Here is a 19,587-nt window from a genome sequence, read left to right as displayed (position 1 = left end):
TGATCCGAGCCTAGGAGTCGGGAGGTTGCAGCTACGTTGCAACCATGTGAGTCAGCTCACGCTTTGAGTTCCGTTTCGATCCGCTCAAGATCCGCGACGACGGCGGCCCGCTTGGGCGAGCGCGGCGGCAGCAGCTTCAGCACCGCAAGGCGGAGGTCGACGTCGTACTTCGCCTCGGGCAGCTCAGCGTACTTCAGGAGCGAATCAACGCTGCCGTCGCTGAGCAGCGCCTCACGCAGCAGATGCGAAACCCGCTCACGCAACTGCACGACGCCGGGCGCCTCCGAGCGTGGCAGGACCGCACCTTTGTAGATTTCCAGGGCAATGCGGTGGGCGCCACGCTGTAAGCAGTTGAGCACCTGGCCGGAGTCGGGAAGCAACTCCACGGGGAGCCGGTATGGACGCGATTCAGGAACCGCGTCCGGGCTAAGCTCCTGGATCACTTTGCGGAGGCGCACCATCTCGGCCCGCAACGTGGCCGAGTAGCCGTCTCCGGGGTACAACTGGGCGCAGAGGTCCTCAGCGCTGAGCCCGTCAGGATGGCTGCCCAGGATGGCCAGGATTTCACTGTGCCGCGCGGAAAGGGACACGGTCCGGCCGTCGATGCTGAGAAGGGCCTGGTCGCGGCCCAACAGTTGCAGGCTGTTGCGGTACAGGGCATGGCCGGAGGTGGCGGCTGCGCTCCGGCGTCGTGGTTTCTCGCGGACGGCCGCGGCCAGCGTCAGGCGTTCGATCCGCAACTGGGCCTGCGCAGCGGCGACCGTGGCCTCCACCAGGGAGAGGGTGTGCGCGGCGACGGCGGTTTCGGTGCCCGTGATATCCACGACGCCCAGCACGGCACCGGAATCGGGGTCGTGGAAGGGAACCGCGGTGCAACTCCACGGGTGGACGGAGCGTTTGAAGTGTTCAGCACCGGAGATCTGGATGCTTCGGTCCAAGGCGAGTGCCGTGCCGGGTGCGCTGGTGCCCACGGAAGCCTCGGACCAGTCGGCGCCGGCCACGAACATCATGCTTTCAGCGCGGCGCTGCATCACCGGGTCGCCATCCACCCACAGGAGCCGGCCGACGTCGTCGCCCACCGCCACCAACAGGCCGCTGTCATGGCTGGGTTGGACCAGCAGCTTCTTGATCACGGGCATGATGGTGGCCAGCGGATGCTGCCGGCGGTATTCCTCCAGCTCGTCCTGGTCCATCGCGAGGGGAGCCTCTGCGACGTCGGGGTTGGCTTGCAGGCTGGCCGAACGCTGCCAGGACTCGCGCACCAAGCGGCGAAGGCCTGAGATGTCCTGGGTGGCTGCCGTGGTTCCGGGACGGAGGGAGTCCAAGCGCTCGTGGCCCATCAAGGCACGCTTCTGCACCAGCGCCGCGGCCTCGCTGCCTGGAACAGGCGGATGGATTGGATTCCTCATCGAACTCCCTGGTAGTCCGCACTAACGGTGCTCTGCACGTGTGGTGGGCGGGACAGTACGGTGAAGTCTAGTTCGGGGAAGGGAGAATGTCAGCCGCGGGAGATGCGGATCATTTCCTCGCGCGGAACAACCTTGATGCGCTCACGGACCACGCCGTCACCTTCGCTGTCGGGCCCTCCCCCGGAAGTCCACGCGGCACCCAGCGCAGCCTCGTGGGCATCGAGCCGGTTCCAGCCCTCCCAGGTGGTGTACTCGATCCCGCGCTCCTCAAGGAGATCGATAATCGCCTGCGGATCCGGGTTTTCGGCCGGGGGCAGGTTGAGCCTGTCTTCCAGAAGGAAGCCAATGGTCTCCAAGGCATCACCCTTGGTGTGGCCGATCAGTCCAACCGGTCCGCGCTTGATCCAGCCTGTGGCATAGATTCCCGGTACGGGCTCGCCGTCGGCACCCAGGACGCGACCGCCGTCGTTCGGTATGACGCCGCGGCGGGCATCGTACTCCAGCTCCTCCAGAGGGGAACCGTGATATCCGATGGCACGGTAGACGGATTGCACCGGGTACTCGATGAATTCACCCGTTCCCTTGACGTTGCCCGTTCCGTCCAGCTGCATGCGCTCGAATTTGATCCCCGAGACCTTGCCGGGAGTTTCCGGCGAGTCCAGGATTTCCACTGGGCTGTGCAGGAAGTGCAGGTGCAGGCGTCGGGAGGAGGGCTGCTCGGATTCGGTGTGCTCTTCCACCAGCCAGTTGGTCATGGTGTTGACCATGGTCTTGATCTGGTTGTTGGACTTGATGGCTTCATCCGAGGCCGCGTCAAACTCGAAGTCCTCCGGGTACAGGACAATGTCCACGTCCTTGCAGTGGGACAGTTCGCGCAGTTCCAAAGGGGTGAATTTCACCTGTGCAGGGCCACGGCGGCCGAAGACGTGGACATCGGTGACCGGAGACTTCTTCAGCCCGGCGAAGACGTTGTCCGGGATCTCCGTGACCAGCAATTCCTCCGGGTGCTTGACCAGCATCCGGGCCACGTCCAAAGCGACGTTGCCGTTGCCGATGACCGCGATCTCTTTGGCGTCAAGGGGCCAGTCCCGGGGAACGTCCGGGTGTCCGTCGTACCAGGAAACGAAGTCCGCGCCGCCGAAGGAGCCCTCCAGCTCGACCCCCGGGATGTTCAGGTCCGCATCCTTGATGGCGCCCGTGGAGAAAATCACGGCATCGTAGAAAGCCCGGAAATCGTGGAGCGTCAGGTCCCTGCCGTAGGTCACGTTTCCCAGGAACCGGATATCACCGCGGTCCAGGACCTTGTGCAACGCGTTCACGATGCCCTTGATGCGCGGATGATCGGGAGCCACGCCGTAGCGGATCAGCCCGTAGGGCGCCGGGTACGCCTCGAAAAGGTCAATGCTGACCTCCACATCGCCGTCCTTGACCTCGTTGGATTTGGTCAGGATGTCCGCGGCATAAACACCTGCGGGACCTGCGCCGACAATGGCAACGCGAAGTGGACGTTGGGGGGTGGTTGCGGCTGAGTTGGACACCGTTAGCCCTTCCGAAGCAGTGAGCCACGCCGTTGTTGGGGCGCGCAGGTTCCAATTCTAGATGTCCACCCCACGCCCGGCCGCTTATATGGCAGGAGTCACGGAAATTCACCAAGATTGCGGAATATTGCGTGCCTAGGTGGTGTTGCCGACAATGTGTCGACTCCGGATCAGATAGCTGCCAGCTCTCCCACTACAAGCCAGCCCACGACGACGACAGCCGGGGGCGGCGGGCAAAGTACCGGCGGCGTCGGCAAACTTGGCAAGGGTTCCGGCAAGCCAGTACGCAGTGAGTCGACGGCGGGCATCCTCTTCGGTATAGGCGCCTACGGCCTGTGGGGCCTTCTTCCTCTGTACTTCTTCGTCCTGATGCCGGCCAGCGCCATCGAGATCGTGGCCAACCGGATCGTCTGGTCCCTGCTCTTCTGTGCGCTGCTCATCACCATCACGCGGGCATGGCGGGTTTTCGGTGCCGCGGTGAAGGACCGTAGCGTGTTCGGCCCCTTGGCCTTGGCAGCGGGCCTGATCGCCATCAACTGGCTCACCTACACTTTCGGGGTCACCACCGGCCACGCCGTTGAGACGTCACTGGGCTATTTCATCAATCCCTTGGTCTCAGTCCTCCTGGGTGTCTTTGTTCTCAAGGAAAAGCTGCGTCCCCTGCAGTGGGCAGCGGTGGGTATCGGCTTCGTTGCAGTGGGAGTCCTGACCTTTTCCTACGGCCAACTCCCGTGGATCGCCCTGATCCTGGCCTTCAGCTTCGGCCTGTACGGTTTCGTCAAAAAGCGTGTGGGACCTAAGGTGGACGCCCTCACCAGCCTGAGCGTTGAGACAGTCGTCCTGGCTCCATTCGCGGCCATCACCATGGTGGTCCTGGGTGTGACAGGCGCTGAAACACTCACCACCATGGGCGCCGGCCACTTCTGGTTGCTGGTGGCTTCCGGTGTGATCACGGCCGTGCCGCTGCTCTTCTTCGGTGCTTCAGCCCGCCGTTTGCCCATGACCACCATCGGCCTGCTGCAATACTTTGCCCCGGTCCTCCAGTTCGTCGTGGCCCTGACGGTGTTCAACGAAACCATGACCACGGCCCGCTGGATCGGCTTCTGTGTGGTGTGGCTGGCCCTGATCCTGCTCACCATCGACATGCTCCGCACCACCCGAAAGAACTCGGTGCTGAAGAAAAAGGCCCGACTGGCTGCCGCGTAAGCGCGAGGACAGTCCGCCAAATCGCGGGAATCCTGCCAACTCGCCGGAAGTTTCCCGGCGAACTGGCACGGTTCCCGCGAACTCGCTTTTTGGCCACATCACGGGCTGTGCAGTTCTGTTCATTTCTGTTGAGAGAGCCGGGACTCGGACATAAGGTAGCGGAAACTTTCCCCACCACGTCCACCTCTCGCCTTCAACGCCTGGTCGCCCTCTTAGCTGCTTGTCGTGGCCCTTCCCATCGCTGGGGAGACCGCCGTCGCATATCTGTTGGGTGGGGTGGCGTTCCGGGCCGCAGCCTTGAACGGAGCAGTTTTGAACTTCAACGGACCCACTATGAGCCGCCGGACCCTTTTCCAAACCGCAGGGGCGGCCGCCCTCGCGGGTGCACTTCTTTCCCACGCCGGACCGTCTTTTGCGGCCTCCGATCCAGGGTTGCTGGAGCTCATCAACCGCAGGCGCCTGGTGCTGACAGGTGGCCGAAGCGCAGCAGACATCCCCGAACTCGCTGCCCAGCTTGAAGGAATGGGCAAGACCGCCGAAAAGTGGTGGACGTCCATGGACAAGACCGCTGCACGAACGTCGCTGTGGAGCGACATCCCTTTGACCGGGATCGGACAGTCCGCCGCAGCTACCGGCAACATGGGCCTGCACTTCAACCGGCTCTACGACATGGCACTTGGATACGCGGTCCAGGGCAACCCCTACGCAGGGAACCCTGAGCTGGCCGCAGACATTGTTGCCGGGCTTCAACTTCTCAGCAGCACTGCGTACAAGCCGTCCATCAAAGCAGCAGGGAACTGGTGGTTCTGGGAGATTGGCGTCCCCCGCAAGACCGTGGACATCCTGACGCTGCTTCATGCGGAAGTCCCGGAAGCCTTGCGGACATCCCTGCTGGCAGCCGTCCGCTGGTTCGCCCCCAACCCCAACTGGCGCGGCCGTGCTACATCCCTGGCAGAAACCGGCGCCAACCGGGTGGACAAGTCACTGGCCTGCTCCATGCGGGGCATACTGGACAACAGGGCGGACGAGATCACGCTGGGCCGGGACGCCCTGAGCGATACCGTGCGCGGCGGGACCAACAGCGTCTTTACCTACGTGACCAGTGGTGACGGCTTCTACGCTGATGGTTCCTACGTTCAGCACTCCTACCTCCCCTACGCAGGAACATACGGAGTGGTGGCCTTGGCAGGGATCGCCGAGATCATCGCAATGTTGGGAGGCAGCACCTGGGCAATCAACGACCCCAAACGTTCCGTACTCTTGGACGCCGTGGAGGACACCTACGCCCCGTTCGTGTGGGACGGCCGCATCATGGACACCATCCGGGGGCGTGCGGTCTCCCGTCAGCGCGAACCCGACTACGTCAGCGGGTTCGGACTCATCTCTGCGGTCCTGTTGCTGGCACCGGGTTGCGACGAGCCCTACCGTTCACGATTCCTGGCTCTGGCCAAGGGCTGGTTGGAACGCTGCGCGGACCAGAAACTCGTGGGGCATCCGACGCAGAGCCTGGCAAAGTCCTTGCTGTCCCTGGGCGTCCTCTCCGATTCCGCCGTAGTCGCTGTCCCGGCGCCCGTCTACAGCCGCATGTTCGCCGACCAGGACCGACTGGTCCATCACCGCCCCCAGTGGGGCTGCACGGTGAACCTCTCTTCCAAGAGGATCGGCCGCTACGAATGGGGCAACAGCGAGAACAACCTCGGCTGGTACCAGGGTGATGGCATGACCTTCCTGTACACGCGAACCGATCCGTCCCAGTTCAGCGCTGACTTCTGGCCCACCGTGGACCCCTATGCCCTGCCCGGGACCACCGTCAATGACCAGGTCCGGGCGAGCGGTGCAGGGGGAGCAGGGACCGGGATCCCCCGCGCCTTCCAAGCCTTCGCCGGCGGCCTCACAGTAGACGGCCGTTGGGGTGTGATCGGCATGGACCACCTCAACCACAACAAGACGCTTTCCGGCCGGAAGTCGTGGTTCTTCCTGGATGACGCGGTGGTCTGCCTCGGCGCGGGCATCACCGGCACGGGAGGTACGGCAGTCATGACCACTGTGGAGAACAGGTCGTTCGCCGCAGGTTCAGTGCCGGCTGTGAGGACCGATTCCCGAAATCGTCGGATGGGCGCCGGTGATACACCCGTTGTCGTGGAGCGTTCCGTGCACCTCGAAGGCCACGGAGGTTACGTGTTCCTCGACGCACCCGGCGTTTCGGGAACACCCGAGGTTGCCGTCGTCAGCCGGACGGGAAGCTGGTTCGACGTCAATTCAGGGGCAGACACCGGCGGCACCACCGATCCCGTCTCGCGGGATTATGTGACCATCACTCACCGCCATGGCAAAGACCCGGTGGCGTCCGGCTACGCGTATATGGTCCTGCCGGCAGCAGGCCACTCCACCACGTTCTCCCAGTCCGCAAACCCCGACGTGAAGGTCCTGGCCAACTCTGCCGGGGTCCAGATGGTGGAAGTGGCCAAGGACAAGCTGGTGATGGCCAACTTCTTCGCGACAGGTTCCGCCGGCGGATACACAGCGTCCGCGCCGTGCACGGTGGCCGCGATGCAGTCCGGGGACAAGCTCACTTTGTCCGTGGCAGACCCGTCCCGGACGCAATCTTCAGTACGGATCACTCTCGATGACTCGGCGAGGTCCACGCTGGTGGATTCCGATGCCGGGGTGTCCCTGGTGAGCGCCAATCCGCTGGTCATCGAGGTCCAACTCGACGGACACGGCCACCAGAAAAACCTGACGCTGGGCAGCTAGGCGCGATCCGCCGTCGAGCGTTCAGTGTTCCCAGCGCCGAGATCGCGGGAACGGCGCCAACACGCCCGGAAAGCTCCGGCGAACACGACGCGCTCCCGCGATCTCGGCGCAGAGACACAAAAGGAGGGCCGGGAAATCCCGGCCCTCCTCCTGTCTACAGCGTGAAGACTTAAGCGTGTGCCTTGATGGCGGCTGCGAGAACCTCGAGGCCATCGATCAGCAGTTCGTCGCTGATGACCAGCGGCGGGAGCAGACGGATCACGTTGCCGTAGGTGCCACAGGTCAGGATGATGACGCCTTCCTTGAGGCAAGCGGCAGCTACAGCCTTGGTGAGCTCTGCGTTCGGTTCCTTGGAGCCGGACTGAACGAGCTCGATGGCCAGCATGGCGCCGCGGCCACGGATGTCACCCACCACGGAAACTTCAGCAGCCAGTTCGCGGAGCTTGCCCAAGGCGAGCTCTTCGATGTGGCGGGCGCGGCCGTTGAGGTCGTGCTGTTCCATGGTGTCGATGGCTGCCAGTGCTGCTGCGCAAGCAACCGGGTTGCCGCCGTAGGTGCCGCCGAGGCCGCCCGGGTGGACGGCGTCGAGCAGGTCGGCGCGGCCGGTGATCGCGGACAGCGGGAGGCCGCCGGCGATGCCCTTGGCCATGGTGATGATGTCCGGGACAACACCTTCGTGGTCAACGGCGAACCATTCGCCCGTGCGGCAGAAGCCGGACTGGACCTCGTCGGCGATGAAGACGATGCCCTTTTCCTTGGCCCATGTGGACAGTGCCGGGAGGAAGCCTTCGGCCGGAACGATGAAGCCGCCCTCGCCCTGGATGGGTTCGATGATGATCGCGGCAACCTGGTCGCCACCGATCTGCTTCTCGATCATGGTGATGGCGCGCTTGGCGGCCTCGGCACCCGTGATCTCCGGGTTCTCTTCACGGAACGGGTAGCTCATGGGCATGCGGTAGACCTCGGGCGCGAACGGGCCGAAGTTGGTCTTGTACGGCATGGCCTTGGCGGTGAGTGCCATGGTCAGGTTGGTGCGGCCGTGGTACGCGTGGTCGAAAGCTACGACGGCGTCGCGGCCGGTGGCCAGGCGTGCAACCTTAACGGCGTTCTCCACGGCTTCAGCGCCGGAGTTGAACAGCACGGTGCGCTTGGCGTGGTCGCCCGGGGTGAGGCGGTTGAGCTGCTCGGCAACTGCAACGTAGCCCTCGTACGGGGTCACCATGAAGCAGGTGTGCGTGAAGTGCGCGGCAGCTTCCTGGACAGCGGCAACGACGGCGGGGTCGGACGCGCCGACGCTGGTCACGGCGATGCCGGAGCCCAGGTCGATGAAGGAGTTGCCGTCGACGTCGCGGATGATGCCGCCGTCGGCGTCTTCAACGTAGACGGGGACGCCCGAGGCGACGCCGGCAGCTACGACGGCGGAGCGACGCTCTGCCAGTGCCTGCGACTTGGGGCCGGGGAAGGCGCCGTTGATGTTGCGCTTCTGCTCGATGCGGTACGAGAGTTCGTTCGCGGTGGTGGTCATGTGGTGGTTGCCTTTCTGGGAAATTCGTACGGGTGGGGCGAACGCGCTACGCGTCGAGTGCACTCATCACGTGCTTGATGCGGGTGTAGTCCTCAACGCCGTACATGGAGAGGTCCTTGCCGTAGCCGGACTGCTTGAAGCCACCGTGCGGCATCTCTGCCGTCAGGAGGATGTGGGTGTTGATCCAGACTGCACCGAAGTCCAGGTCGCGGCTCATGCGCATGGCCGTACCGTGGTCGGTGGTCCAGACGCTGGACGCCAGGGCGTATTCGACGTCGTTGGCCAGCTCGAGTGCTTCGGCTTCAGTGCTGAACTTCTGCACGGTGATGACCGGACCGAAGGTTTCCTTCTGCACGATGTCGTCGGTCTGCTTGGCCCCGGAGATGATGGTGGGCTCGAAGAAGAAGCCCTTCTCGCCTGCCCGGTGGCCACCGGTTTCGATCTTGCAGTTGGCCGGGAGGTGCTCCACTACGGAGGTGACGGCGTTGAAGTGGTTCACATTGTTGAGCGGGCCGAAGTAGTTGTCTTCGTCGTTCTGCGAACCGGTGTGCAGCGTCTTGGTGTGTTCCACCATGGCTGCCACGACGTCGTCGTGAACGGAGTCTTCCACCAGCACGCGGGTGATGGCGGTGCAATCCTGGCCGGCGTTGAAGAACGCGAACTCGGCAATGGCCGCGGCGCTCTTCTTGATGTCGGCGTCCTTGAAGACGATGGCCGGAGCCTTGCCGCCAAGTTCCAGGTGTGCCCGCTTGAGGCCCTTGGCTGCGCCGCTTGCCACGGCGATGCCTGCACGGACGGAACCGGTGATGGAGACCAGGCCGGGGACCTTGTGGTCCACCATCATGGCGCCGGTTTCACCGGTGCCGAGGACGACGTTGAGGACGCCGGCCGGGAAGATCTCACCGGCGAGGCGTGCCAGTACCAGGGTGGATTCCGGAGTGGTGTCGGAGGGCTTGAGGACAACGGTGTTGCCGGCAGCCAGGGCGGGGCCGATCTTCCAGATGGCCATGAGGAACGGGTAGTTCCACGGAGCAACCTGGGCTACGACGCCGATCGGTTCGCGGCGTACGTAGGAGGTGTGGCCCTCGAAGTACTCGCCTGCCGACTTGCCTTCCATGATGCGTGCAGCGCCGGCGAAGAAGCGGAGCTGGTCTGCACCTGCGGCGACCTCTTCGGAGGCGATCAAGGAGCGCACCTGTCCGGTGTTGCGGTGCTGGGCCTCAACGAGTTCGTCGCTGTTGGCCTCCACTGCGTCGGCAAGCTTGAGCAGCATAAGCTGGCGCTGGCCGGGGGTAACGTGCTTCCAGGTCTTGAACGCGTCGGCCGCTGCGGTCATGGCGGCATCGACGTCGGCCTGCACCGAAATCGGCGACTTGGCAACGATTTCCCCATTGGTGGGGTTCACGATGTCCAGAAGACCCGTACCTGCCGGCGTAACGAATTCGCCGTTGATGAAGTTCTGCAAGGTTTGAACCACGGTGTGCAACCTCTTTCGGTGTCTGGGCATGGGTTTTAGCTGATCAGAGCCTATGCCAGGGAGGGGGTGCAAGGAATAGTCAGCTGCACACACAACAACCCCCGGCTTAGTGCGCTTGACCAGCCCCGGGTTACGCTTTTAAGCATGGCAATGTCCCTCGCTTCCCTCGTCGCTGTCCCCTCCCTGAAACTCCGCCAAGCCGGCCTCGCCGAGACAACGTGGAACCAGGACATCAGCTGGGTTGCCGTGACGGAATTGGAGGACCCACAGCGCTTCCTCAGCGGCGGGGAACTGGTCCTCACCACGGGGTTGCGCCTCAAGAGCGCTGCCGACCAGCGGCGCTTTGTCCGTCAGGTCCAGCGCGCAGGTGCCGTGGGCATCGGTTTCGGCATCGGCCTCACGCACGAGGCGGTTCCGGAAGCCCTCATTGCCGAAGCCAACCGCTGGGGCCTCCCGCTCGTGCAGGTGCCCTACGAAATCCCCTTCATCGCCATCGGAAAGCTCGTGGCGGAGTCGCACTCGGCGGACCACTATTCCAATTTGGAACGACTCCTGGCCGGACACCAGATCCTGGCCCGCTCGCTCCTCACCGGCGGCGGCTTGAACGAACTCCTCAAACAGCTGGGAAGTATGCTCCGCACTGAGGTTGTGCTCACCCAGTTCAGCGCGCAGCTCTACAACAGCGTGGCCGGGAAGCCGGCCCCGACGGCGGATGGCTGGGCGTCGTATCCGATTCCCACCGGCCGCAGGGACGCCTGCACACTTTGGCTCAGGCAGCCCTTTGTGGACTCCGGAATCGTCAGCTACGCGCAGAACCTCATCAGCGTTGAGCTCAATAACATGGTCAAGCAGCGCCAGTCCCAACGGGCCATGGCCGGGCAGGTTCTGGACGATGTTATCCACGGCACCCTGGAAACCATCGAGGCCGCCCGCCGCTTGGCCGGCGTTGGCATCAACAGCACCAGGAAGAACGTCGTGCTTGTTGCCGAATCCACCGCACACCACAAGCAACTGGTCAGCATTTCGCTGCCCCAAGCGCTTGAAGCGGGCGTCAGCGCCGTCGTCGGAAAGGACCTGGTCACGGTGGTCAGCGATGACGGCAGTTCCGCCACGGCTTTGGCCAAGAGCCTCAGCGATCATCTTCAGGAGGCCGGAATCCATGCCGTGATCGGCATCGGCGGCGCCTACACCAAGCCGAACGGTTTGCGATGGAGCTACTTTGAGGCGCGCGACGCCGTGGCGCACGGCTTGCCGGTCAACGAGCCGGAACGCCTCAGCCTGACATCCCTGTTGCTGGCCAGCGAGGACGTTCCTCTCGCGGACATGGCCAGCGAGTCCCTCACACCACTGCGGAAGTTCGACGCCGCCCACGGGGCCGAACTGGTGGCCACATTGGAAAGCTATCTGAACCACAACGGGTCAGTGGCTGCAGTGGCGGAAGCCCTGACGTTGCACCGGAATACAGTGCGGTACCGCCTTGCACAGATCACCGAATTGACGGGCTACGACCCCTCCCAAACGCCGGACCGTGTGCAGCTGTGGCTGGCCTTGGCGGTGCAGCGTTTGGGCTCGCGCAACCCGCGCTGAAACGCCTCCCGCGACCATATGCGGAGAGCTTCGCCACATAACTCTAGACATTAGACGTCAAACGTCTAACCTTTAGGTATGGCCGCGACGACTCCTCTTACCCCCAGCACTGGAAACATCCCTACTGTTAGCCCTGCCCAGGTGACGCCCGGGCTTTCGGCAAGCCCGGCAGTCCCCAAGACGCGCGTCGTCGCCGTCGTCGGCATTATTGCCGTGGTGCTCATCGGCCTGAACCTGCGGGCCGGCATCACCAGCGCCGCAGCCCTGTTCCACGAACTGCAGCAGGTCCTGGGGTATGGGGCCTTGGTGGCTTCCATCCTGCCTTCCATTCCGCTTTTGTGCTTCGCCGTCGCGGGCATGGGAACGTCCTGGCTGACTCGGCGGGTCGGCGTGGAGAAAGCCATCGCCATTGCTTTAGCGCTGCTGGCCGGCGGATTGCTGGTGCGTGGCGTTCCGGTGACGGGCGCCCTCCTCGGTGGCACCGTCCTGGCCATGTCCGGACTGGCAGTATGCAACGTGGCCATGCCGTCATTCATCCGCGAGCACTACTCCGAGCGCACCTCCATGATGACCGGCCTTTATACCTTCACCATGTCCGGTGGCGCCACCTTCGCCGCAGTCGTCAGCGTTCCCTTGGCGCAGGAACTCGGGTCACCCTCCATGGGTCTGGCTGCCTGGGGCCTGCTGGGTGTCGCAGCCCTCCTCGGCTTCCTGCCGATAGTCCTGCACACCCACCGGAACACCACCAAGACTGATCGGCCGCGGGTCTCCATGTGGCCGCTGCTCCGCACCCGGCTGGGCATCCTGATTACCGCGATCTTCACCTTCCAGGCTTTCCTGGCATACGCAGTGATGAGCTGGTTCGCCTACATCCTGACCTCCCAAGGCCTCAGCGCCTCTGAGAGCGGCCTGCAGTTCGGCGTGATGCAGTTGGTCTCCGTGGCCGCCGGCATGATCCTGCTCGCCTTCGGCTCCCGGCCCGGCATGCTCCGCCCCGCCCTCTACCTGGCCAGCAGCTCCACTTTGCTGGCGATTGCCGCCATGATTTGGCTGCCGACGTCACTGGCGGTTGTTCCGGCGGTGCTGTTCGGTTTTGGTTTGGGCATCTTCCCGCTGGTCCTGGTCATCATCAGCCGCAGCGGACGGTCGACTGCGGAAACCACCGCACTGTCCACCATCGCCCAATCGCTGGGATACTTGATTGCGGCAATCGGCCCGTTTGGCATGGGCCTGCTCCACAGCGCCACCGGCGGCTGGGTGCTGCCCCTGGGCCTGCTGTCCATCGTGGCCGTGGCGCTCATGGTTACCTGCCACATGCTCACCAGCAAGCGCACTGCCACCAAGACCGGACCGAGGACTGCATGACCCTGACCCCTTCGCATCGCCCGGCCCTGGCCGAGGAGATCACCGTCAAGCTGCGGGACATGATCAAGTCCGGTGAATGGCCGCTCCAGGAACGCATCCCTGCTGAGCCTGAGCTGATGTCCACCTTGGGTGTTTCGCGGGGAACCCTGCGCGAAGCCATCAAGGCACTGGCCCACTCGGGCATGTTGGAGGTCCGCCGGGGAGACGGCACGTATGTTCGGGCAAACAGTGAAATGTCAGGCGCAGCCCAGCGCATGTACCTGGAGCACACACAGGAACACATAGTGGAAGTCCGGCTCGGCCTGGATACGCAGGCAGCACGCCTGGCCACCAAGCACGCCACGGCCGAGGACCTGGCCGAGATGCGCCGACTCCTCGCGCTCCGCCATGACGCCTGGCAGGCCGAGGACTACCCCACGTGGGCCAGCGCCGACTGGGAATTTCATGAACGGGTTGCCTTGGCATCAGGTAATCCTTTGCTGCACCAGCTGTATGTTTCGTTTGGCGGGGTGTTCCACAATGACCTCCTCCGGCAGCAGCGCAAGGGCGGTTTCAACGGCATCCCCCGCGAAGGCCATGACGAGCTGGTAGACGCCTTGGAAGCCCACGATCCCGATGCCGCCGTGCAGAGCGTGTACCGAAACCTGGACTACTGCTCGGATCAGGCGCCGCGTTAGCTCAGCAACGGTTTACGGAGTCGTTTCGACCCCTGCCCCTGCGGCGTCCTTGAACCTGGCGTTGATCAGCACCACCTTCCGACCGGCCCGGTCCAGCAGGCTGGCGGCAACACTCGCCCTGTAACCCGTGGCGCAGTGTACCCAGATCCGGGCATCCGGTAACTCCGTGATCCTGCCGAGCAGATCGTAGACAGGAATATTGCGCGCTCCCCTGACATGCGAGACCTTGAATTCTTCCGGCCGGCGGACGTCCAAAACCATGTCTTCCGGCTCCCGGCTTTTCAGCAACGCAGTCCAGTCCCCGTGCGGGTAGCCCACCTGTGGAGACCCGGGCGCCAACGCACCCAGATCCAAGGGCTTGGCGTGAAGCCCGACGGCGGCATCCGGACTGTCGATGCCGATCCTCGCCAGGTCCCGGATCGCCTTTTCAACCTCTTCCACCGGGCCCAGCAACGTGAGCGGCTGGTTCCACGGGATCACCCAGCCAAGGTAGCTGGTGAAGTTGTCGCCCGTCCCATACTCGAAGCTCACGCTGCCGTGAAGATGACTGTCCGCGAAGGCCACGCGATGACGCAGATCCACCACCCACTCCCCTGCCCGCAAGCGACGGCTCAGTTCCTCAGGATCAACTGAGTCCGGAACGTCAAGGGTTGCCGGGCCAACACCGGCGGCATTGAGCGGGCTCATGTGGGCGTAGTACGCAGGGTAGGCCGTGATGTTCTCCAACAATTCCGAGACGAAATGGTCTTCATTGGGATCCGTCAAGGCGTGGTTGGACTTGGCCTGCTCGCCGATCGTTGATGATTCCTGGTGGCTCGCGGGGCCGATGGAACAGAACGATCCGAAGCCGTGGGTCGGGTAGAGCGCCGCATCAGGATCCGCAGAGTCCACCAATCGGCGGACCGACGAGTACTGGTCGTGGGCCAGCTTCGCGGTGTCGTCCGGCGAGACCAGGTCCGTCCGCCCCACCGAACCGTAGAGCAAGCTGCCGCCGGAAAACACGGCCTCCCGGCCGGCGTCGTGCGTGTCATCCCGGACCACGTACGAGAGGTGCGTGTGGGTGTGACCCGGCGTGGCCACCACTGTTACCAAGAGCCGGCCAACATGGAGAACCTGGCCGTCGGTAACGGGGACACGGGCGAATGAAACCTCATCGGCAGCGTTCACCAGATAGTCAGCGCTGTGCTTCCCGGCAAGAACCAGGCCGCCTGTGACGTAGTCGTTGTGGAGGTGGGTTTCCGCTACGTGCGTGATCCGGACGCGGGCTGCCAAGGCTGCGGCTTCAACCCGGTCAATGTCCCGTTGAGGGTCAATGACCAACGCCACAGTGCCGTCATGCACGAGGTAGCTGCGGTCCCCCAGTTGGGGAGTTTCGATGACGACGACGTCCATGGTTCAGGGTACCGCTGAAGGTTGACCCCTTTAAAAGCAGCGGCGGGGCCACACACGTGAAGTGCGTGACCCCGCCTGCCATTACAGAAGCTAGACCTGTGCGGCTACGCCATCACGGGAGATGTTGACCATGTCCTCACGCGGCACAACCTTGATGCGCTCACGCTTGACCTCCACACCGTGGGAGGTGCCGGCCTCGGTTGCTGCTGCACCGAGCGCGAGCTCGTGGGCGTCCAGAGCCAGCCAGCCTTCCCAGCTGGTGAACTTCACGCCGCGGGAGTCAAGGAGTTCCACCACTGCGTCAGCGGCGGGGACCTCGGCAACCGGCAGGTTCTCGCGGTCTTCCAGGAGGTAGGTGACGGTTTCGAGGGCATCGCCCTTGGTGTGGCCGATGAGGCCGACCGGCCCGCGCTTGATCCAGCCCGTCGCGTAGAGGCCCGGAACGTGCTGGCCGTCGGCGTCCAGGACGCGACCGCCGTCGTTGGTGACAACACCCTTCTTGTGGTCGAATTCGACGTCCGGCAGGGCCGAACCGAAGTAGCCGATGGCCCGGTACACGGCCTGGACCGGGTAGTCGATGAACTCGCCGGTGCCGCGGGCGTTGCCCGTGCCATCCAGTTCAGTGCGTTCGAACTTGATTCCCGCAACCTTGCCCGGGGTTTCGGCGGAGTCCACGATCTCCACCGGGCTGTGCAGGAAGTGCAGGTGCAGGCGACGGGAAGCCTTGAGCTCGGAGAGGTCCTCGGGCTGCTCGGCGATCCAGTTGGTCAGCGTGCCAACCATGGTCTTGATCTGGTTGTTCGTCTGGACCTGGCGGTCGGACTCTTCGTCGAATTCGAAGTCCTCGGCGTAGAGGATGATGTCCACGTCCTTGGAGTGCGAGAGTTCGCGCAGTTCCAGCGGGGTGAACTTCACCTGGGCGGGACCGCGGCGGCCGAAGACGTGCACGTCCGTGACGGGCGAGCTCTTCAGGCCGGCGTAAACGTTGTCCGGGATTTCCGTGACCAGCAGGTCATCGGCGTGCTTGGACAGGACGCGGGCCACGTCCAGGGCCACGTTGCCGTTGCCCAGAACGGCGATTTCCTTGGCCTCGAGCGGCCATTCACGGGGAACGTCCGGGTGTCCATCGAACCAGGAGACGAAGTCGGCGCCGCCGAAGGAGCCCTCGAGTTCGATGCCCGGGATGTTCAGGTCCGCGTCCTTGATGGCGCCAGTGGCGAAGATGATGGCGTCGTAGTGCTTACGAAGGTCCTCGATGGAGATGTCCGTGCCGTAGTCGACGTTGCCGAAGAAGCGGATGTCGCCGCGGTCCAGGACCTTGTGCAGGGCGTTGACAATGCCCTTGATGCGGGGGTGGTCCGGGGCAACGCCGTAGCGGATCAGGCCGTACGGTGCCGGGTAGCGGTCGAAGAGGTCGATGCTGACGGTGAGTTCGCCGCTCTTGACGGCTTCGCTTTTGGTCAGGATGTCAGCTGCGTACACGCCGGCCGGGCCGGAGCCGATGACGGCGACGCGAAGCGGACGGTCCGCAGAACCTACGGGGGTGCTAATTGACACGGCTGTGTTCCTTCTTCTTCTCAGTTACTGCGGACGCGGGGACGGTTGGGAGTAATAGTGCTGTAGTCAGCGGTCTTGAAGTGCTGCGGTGCAAAGGGGCTGACACGGACAACATCGCCGATCACGATGACCGCTGGATTGGCCACGCCCACGGCTTCTGCCTGGTCCGCGATGGTCCCCAAGGTGCCAATGGTGACGCGCTGTTCCGGCAAATACCCGTTCTCTACGATACCTACTGGTGTGTCCAAAGGCAGACCCGAGCCTGCCAGCGCAGCCGCGGAATCACGCAATTGCGCTACTCCCATGAGCAACACCACAGTGTGATCGGGGCGTGCGGGGACTTCGGACAGCTCTTCGTGGCCGGTCACCACGCTGAAGCCCTTGGCCAAGCCACGGTGCGTCACGGGAATACCGGCAGCGGCCGGAACCGAGATTGCCGACGTCACGCCGGACACCACTTCAACCTCGACGCCGTTCTGCCGGCAGAATTCTGCTTCCTCGCCACCACGCCCCAAGACATAGGGGTCGCCGCCTTTGAGGCGGACCACGCGGTTACCCTGCAGGGCTTCGTCCACAAGGATTCGGTTGATCTCCAGTTGCGGAACCGGGTGGTGGCCGGGCGTCTTGCCTACCTCGATGACGCGGACGTCCGGGGCAAGTTCCTTCAGCAGCTCCCGCGGGCCAAGTCGGTCTGCAACCACGACGTCGGCCTGGCCAAGCAGGCGCCGACCGCGGACGGTGATGAGTCCCGAGTCGCCCGGACCGCCGCCCACCAAGGCGACAGAACCAGCCGGAGTCTTGCCAGCGGCGTCCGGCTTACGGTGGCGTCGCAGCGGCAGGTCACCTGTTTCCAGGGCAGTGGCAACAGCATTGCGCAGAGCCATGGCACGGCGTGGGTCTCCCCCGGCGTTGATGGCGATCTTGACGTCGTCCACCACGGCGACGGCGGGTGTCCACGCGGCTGACGCTTCGTGGTCCGAGGCATTGACGCACCAGAGGCGCTGCGCCTCGGCGTCGGCCGATACCTGGGTGTCCACAGCGGCGGTGCCAGTGGCTGTCTGAACGAACCAGACGCCGTCGAGGTCTGACGTGCGGTACTCGCGCTGTTCCAGGTTGAGCAGCCCGGAAGCGGCGAGTCCGTGGAGGTTTTCGGTGGCAACGGGCGCGACGACGGTAACTTTCGCACCGGCGTCGAGCAGCCCTTTGGCGCGACGCTCCGCGACGGGGCCGCCGCCCACCACCAGCACCGGGCGGCCAAGCAGCCGCAGCGCGGTGGGGTAAATGTCCTGTATTGCCATGAAAAAACTGTAGGGCGGCCCCGTAACATGCTTCAAAGGCTCGGAAACACCCGGTAACGCTGGGTAATCCAACGTCACATAATTCCCGGCCTAGTTCGGGGAAACCCTGTCTTTAAGCGTCAGGTAGTGGGCCCGCTGCTCCTTGCCCAGATGCTCGATCGCGTAACGTAACGCCGTCCGAGGCATGGTGGCGGCGTGCTCGTCCAGGAACGCCAGCAGGCGTTCGCGGCTGCTGCGCCCTGCGTCGCGGACCCAGCCGCCTACTGCTTTGTGGATGAGGTCTTCTTTGTCATGCAGCAGGATCTCTGCGATGACGAAGGTGTCGTCCAGTTGGCCTTCACGAATGAATGCCGACGTCGCGACGATGGACGTCCGGCGCTCCCACATATCCTCCGAGCGCGCCAGTTCATACAACGGATCCCGTGGCTTATCCATGAGCCAGCCACCCACCACGTTTCCCGCGCCCAGGTCCACGAGGTCCCAATTGTTGATGCGATCGTGGCGGCGCAAGTACATCTCGTAGAGGGTGCGGCGCCGCTGTTCCGTGGTCTTCTTTTTCTGCGTTTGGAGTGCCATGATCTTCACGGCTCCAGCCCTGGCCTCGTGGATGTCCTGCTCCAGGAGCTTCTCGATCTCCTCCGGTGGCATGGCTGCAAATTCCTTGGCCAGTGTGAAAACCTCGCCCATGCGGACGCCCAGGAAGAAGTCGCCCTCGGCATAGTTACCCTTGCCGGTCTTGAAATAGCGCTGGTATTTGGCCTGCTCGACGTCGGACTGCCGGGCTTGGAGCCGCGCGAGGAACTCGACGGCGGTGGGCTCGGTTCCCGGCGCCAACGCCGCTTTGGGTGCCTTCCCTGCCTTGGGGGTCATCCCTCCATCATGCGCCTAAAACACCGACCAGCCAGTACGTGTGGTGAATTCGTCCAGCGCTGCGACACCCGCCACCGAATTCCCGGACCTTCCCAGACCGGGGCTCCACACGCTGATGGAGCACTTGTTCGGAACCACGGCCACGATGCCGCCGCCCACGCCGCTCTTGCCCGGAAGGCCCACGCGGTACGCGAATTCGCCCGCGGCGTCGTACGTTCCACACGTGAGCATGACGGCGTTGATCCTCTTGGTCTGCGCCGGTGACAACAGCAGTGTCCCGTCTGCGCCCAGGCCGTTGGAGGCGAGGAACCGGGTTGCGAGCGCAAGGTCTTCGCACGTCATGGCCACTGCGCATTGCTTCGCATAAGAGTCCAGGACATCCTCCACAGGGTTCTCCAGGTTGCCGCAGCTTGCCAGGAAGTGGGCCAAGGAAGCATTGCGGTGGCTGTTGGCCAGTTCCGAGCCAGCCACGTGGTGATCGGTATCGATGCTGTCCTTGCTGGTCTCCTGGCGCATCAAATCCCGCACGGCGTGGGCGGCGTTTCCTGTCAGGCTCAGGAGCCGGTCCGTCACAACTATTGCACCGGCGTTGATGAACGGATTTCGGGGAATGCCGTCTTCGCTTTCCAACTGGACCAATGAATTGAAGGGGTTGCCCGACGGCTCCCGGAACACCCGTTTCCAAATGCTGTCCCCGTCGAAGGCCAGCACCAAGGCGAGCGCAAAGACCTTGGAGATGCTTTGGATGGAAAACTCCACGTGGGCGTCTCCGGCTGAATACACTTCGCCGTCACGGGTGGCCACCGAAATGCCGAATTGTTGGGCATCCACGGCCCCAAGCTGGGGGATGTAGTCAGCCACGTTTCCTTGGCCGACATGCGGCTGCACGGCCCCGACGATGTCGTCGAGGAGATTCTGGATATCCATGGTTT

14 protein-coding genes are annotated in these 19,587 nt (G+C 63.9%); 5 read left to right on the top strand and 9 right to left on the bottom strand.

Annotated features, from left to right (window positions below):
• Nucleotides 1-56: 56 nt before the first annotated feature.
• Both WBN73_RS01495 and WBN73_RS01490 read right to left on the bottom strand, forming a co-directional pair.
• Nucleotides 57-1,409, bottom strand: coding sequence for a GAF domain-containing protein (locus WBN73_RS01495; RefSeq protein ID WP_337339302.1), 1,353 nt, complete (start codon nt 1,407-1,409; stop codon nt 57-59).
• Between the two features lie 89 nt (nt 1,410-1,498).
• Entirely contained in the window at nt 1,499-2,947 is a 1,449-nt protein-coding gene (locus WBN73_RS01490) for an FAD-dependent oxidoreductase (RefSeq protein WP_207594325.1), read from the bottom strand.
• 117 nt (nt 2,948-3,064) lie between these two features.
• Here WBN73_RS01490 and rarD point away from each other — a divergent pair, with 117 nt between their 5' ends.
• The gene (gene rarD / locus WBN73_RS01485) at nt 3,065-4,153 is read left to right on the top strand and encodes an EamA family transporter RarD (protein ID WP_207594326.1); all 1,089 of its coding nucleotides are present in this window, start codon (nt 3,065-3,067) and stop codon (nt 4,151-4,153) included.
• A gap of 225 nt (nt 4,154-4,378) precedes the next feature.
• Nucleotides 4,379-6,907, top strand: coding sequence for a polysaccharide lyase 8 family protein (locus tag WBN73_RS01480; RefSeq protein WP_337339301.1), 2,529 nt, complete (start codon nt 4,379-4,381; stop codon nt 6,905-6,907).
• A gap of 169 nt (nt 6,908-7,076) precedes the next feature.
• Here the strand turns inward: WBN73_RS01480 and gabT are convergent, their stop codons facing one another.
• On the bottom strand, nt 7,077-8,432 hold the full coding sequence (gabT, locus tag WBN73_RS01475; protein ID WP_337339300.1) for a 4-aminobutyrate--2-oxoglutarate transaminase: 1,356 nt from the start codon (nt 8,430-8,432) through the stop codon (nt 7,077-7,079).
• A 46-nt stretch (nt 8,433-8,478) separates the two neighbouring features.
• Nucleotides 8,479-9,909, bottom strand: a complete 1,431-nt coding sequence (locus WBN73_RS01470) for an aminobutyraldehyde dehydrogenase (protein WP_207594328.1) — start codon at nt 9,907-9,909, stop codon at nt 8,479-8,481.
• 144 nt (nt 9,910-10,053) lie between these two features.
• On the opposite strand from WBN73_RS01470, the gene WBN73_RS01465 reads away from it, so the two are divergent.
• The 3 genes from WBN73_RS01465 (at nt 10,054) to WBN73_RS01455 (ending at nt 13,538) form a co-directional block, all read left to right on the top strand.
• Complete coding sequence (locus tag WBN73_RS01465) at nt 10,054-11,496, top strand: PucR family transcriptional regulator (protein ID WP_207594329.1); 1,443 nt, start codon at nt 10,054-10,056, stop codon at nt 11,494-11,496.
• 78 nt (nt 11,497-11,574) lie between these two features.
• Nucleotides 11,575-12,861 carry an MFS transporter gene (locus tag WBN73_RS01460; RefSeq protein WP_337339299.1) on the top strand — a complete coding sequence of 429 codons (1,287 nt, stop codon included), beginning with the start codon at nt 11,575-11,577 and terminating at the stop codon, nt 12,859-12,861.
• Complete coding sequence (locus WBN73_RS01455) at nt 12,858-13,538, top strand: FadR/GntR family transcriptional regulator (protein WP_337339298.1); 681 nt, start codon at nt 12,858-12,860, stop codon at nt 13,536-13,538. Before WBN73_RS01460 ends, WBN73_RS01455 begins: the two co-directional genes overlap by 4 nt.
• Nucleotides 13,539-13,550: 12 nt before the next feature.
• Here the strand turns inward: WBN73_RS01455 and WBN73_RS01450 are convergent, their stop codons facing one another.
• The 5 genes from WBN73_RS01450 to WBN73_RS01430 all read right to left on the bottom strand — a co-directional run bounded on the left by WBN73_RS01450 (nt 13,551) and on the right by WBN73_RS01430 (nt 19,582).
• Entirely contained in the window at nt 13,551-14,930 is a 1,380-nt protein-coding gene (locus tag WBN73_RS01450) for an MBL fold metallo-hydrolase (protein ID WP_337339297.1), read from the bottom strand.
• A 90-nt stretch (nt 14,931-15,020) separates the two neighbouring features.
• Nucleotides 15,021-16,487, bottom strand: coding sequence for an FAD-dependent oxidoreductase (locus WBN73_RS01445; protein WP_207594333.1), 1,467 nt, complete (start codon nt 16,485-16,487; stop codon nt 15,021-15,023).
• Nucleotides 16,488-16,507: 20 nt separating this feature from the next.
• A complete protein-coding gene (gene cobA, locus WBN73_RS01440; protein ID WP_207594334.1) occupies nt 16,508-17,785 on the bottom strand; it encodes a uroporphyrinogen-III C-methyltransferase in 1,278 nt (425 codons plus the stop codon).
• A 90-nt stretch (nt 17,786-17,875) separates the two neighbouring features.
• The gene (locus WBN73_RS01435) at nt 17,876-18,655 is read right to left on the bottom strand and encodes a DNA alkylation repair protein (RefSeq protein WP_337339296.1); all 780 of its coding nucleotides are present in this window, start codon (nt 18,653-18,655) and stop codon (nt 17,876-17,878) included.
• A 15-nt stretch (nt 18,656-18,670) separates the two neighbouring features.
• Complete coding sequence (locus WBN73_RS01430; protein ID WP_207594336.1) at nt 18,671-19,582, bottom strand: glutaminase; 912 nt, start codon at nt 19,580-19,582, stop codon at nt 18,671-18,673.
• Nucleotides 19,583-19,587: the final 5 nt, after the last annotated feature.

The organism is Paenarthrobacter sp. CCNWLY172 (assembly GCF_037402035.1).
GTDB lineage: Bacteria > Actinomycetota > Actinomycetes > Actinomycetales > Micrococcaceae > Arthrobacter.
This window is presented reverse-complemented; position numbering and strand designations above follow the sequence as displayed.